This window comes from Marivita sp., from assembly GCF_051859345.1.
GTDB lineage: Bacteria > Pseudomonadota > Alphaproteobacteria > Rhodobacterales > Rhodobacteraceae > Marivita.
The window spans coordinates 1-1,808 of sequence record NZ_JBHYFV010000101.1 but is presented as its reverse complement, the minus strand read 5'-3'; the positions used below and the strand labels follow the sequence as shown (position 1 = coordinate 1,808).

Here is a 1,808-nt window from a genome sequence, read left to right as displayed (position 1 = left end):
GCAATCGTCACCGCGTTGATCGCTGTTCCGATCTTCATTTCCGAAAGCGTGCGCCTGTTTGGCATGTCACTTTTTCTCATGCCGGGTGGTGGTATCCTTGCCGGCTCCGTTCGTGCGCTGTTCGATTTGTCCATCGGCAGCGTGCTCAACACCAAGCTGGCCGTCTACCTGGGCCTCGTCTACGTGCATTTTCCCTTTGTCCTCTTCCCGGTGCTTTTGGGTGTGGCACTGATTCCGCAGGATCGGATCGACGCCGCCCGCGATCTGGGTGCATCGCGCTGGCAGGTGCTGAGAGAGATCGAACTGCCACTGGCGTTGCCCGGTCTCGTCATCGGAGCGCTGCTTACATTCGTGCTCTGCATCGGGGCCAATGCAGAGGCCGCAATTCTGGGGGGACAGACCGTCACCGTGCTCACGCGCGCCATCGAACAACGGTTCTCCTATGCGCAGGACTGGCCCATGGGGGCCGCGCTGACCATGCTGGTGATTGCCATGACGGCAGTGTTCGTGTTCCCGGCACTGTCGCGGCTTGATCTCAACCGGTTGATCCGCCGATGACCCGCGTCTGGAAATACGTTGGGGCGGCATGGCTGATGCTTGTGGTTGTGCTTCTGTACCTGCCGATCCTTTCGGTTGGCCTCGCGAGTCTGGCCAACACTCGCTACATGCGCTTTCCGCACCGCGACTGGTCCATCGGCGCCTATACTGACGCGCTGTCGCAGCACGAAACTCTGGTTCTGCACCTGACATCGCTGAAGGTGGCATTGCTGGTGACCGTGTTTTCGGTCGTTCTGGCAACCCTTGGGGCGATGGCCTTTGCCCGCTACGATTGGCGGGGCCGTTCGGTCTTTCAAAAAGTCGTCGTGTTGCCCATCTTCTTTCCGCAGCCGGTCCTGGGACTGGCGCTCTTGCTGTTCTTCTCGGCACTTGGGCTCACACCCACATGGAAGACGGCCGTCTTTGCTCACATGGTCTGGATTCTTCCCATTGTGACGCTGGTGGTCTCGATCCGGCTCTTTGGATATGATCCTGCACAGGAGGACGCCGCACGCGATTTGGGGGCGTCCCGGTGGCAGGTGCTGCGCGAAGTCACCCTGCCCTACCTGTCACCGGGTCTGATTTCGGGCGGGCTGTTTGCCTTCTTGTTGTCGTGGTCGAACCTGCCGTTGTCGATCTTCACAACCGGCGCGGACACAACGCTTCCCGAATGGTTGTTCAGCCGGGTCGCCACGAATTATGCGCCAGTTGTTTCGGCCATCGCGGTGATCGCGACACTGGCGTCGGTGCTGTTGGGACTCGCCGTGGTCCTGGCCCTGCGCCTGATCAAGGCAGGCGACAAGACGGGGGCCGCGGAACATGGCTGACGTTCCTCCGCAGGATTGGCCGGAAGAGTTCTGGCGCGACAAGGTCAACCGGGTGCGCGCAGGGCGTCGACTGGCCCCTTCTTCGTGGCCCGAAGGCGGTAAAGCCGCGCTTGCGCTGTCGTTCGATTGCGACCACGAGACTTTCGAAATGGGCGGCGGACGGCACGCTGTGGGCCGCCTCGGTTGGGGAGAGTTCGGTCGCAGAGTCGGTGTGCCGCGCATCCTTGACACGTTGCGCCGCCATGATGCCCATGCGTCGTTCTTCATCCCCGCAGTGTCTGCCCTGATCGACCCGGACGAGCCCCGGCGGATCGTCGAGGACGGTCACGAGATCGGAGTTCACGGCTGGATTCACGAACCCAATGCAAGCCTGACCAAAACGCAGGAGCATGACCTGCTTCTCAGGTCCCGCGACACGCTGGAACAGCTAAGCGGACACCGCCC

General features: G+C 61.7%; 3 protein-coding genes. All 3 read left to right on the top strand.

The window, feature by feature from the left end; translation table 11 throughout:
* Positions 1 to 558: ABC transporter permease (locus ACTIEN_RS22215; RefSeq protein WP_439525312.1), on the top strand; the 558-nt coding region annotated here is incomplete at its 5' end.
* Entirely contained in the window at positions 555 to 1,364 is an 810-nt protein-coding gene (locus tag ACTIEN_RS22210; protein WP_439525311.1) for an ABC transporter permease, read from the top strand. The genes ACTIEN_RS22215 and ACTIEN_RS22210, both read left to right, overlap by 4 nt.
* A partial coding sequence (locus ACTIEN_RS22205) for a polysaccharide deacetylase family protein (protein ID WP_439525310.1) occupies positions 1,357 to 1,808 on the top strand: 452 nt, incomplete at its 3' end. The genes ACTIEN_RS22210 and ACTIEN_RS22205, both read left to right, overlap by 8 nt.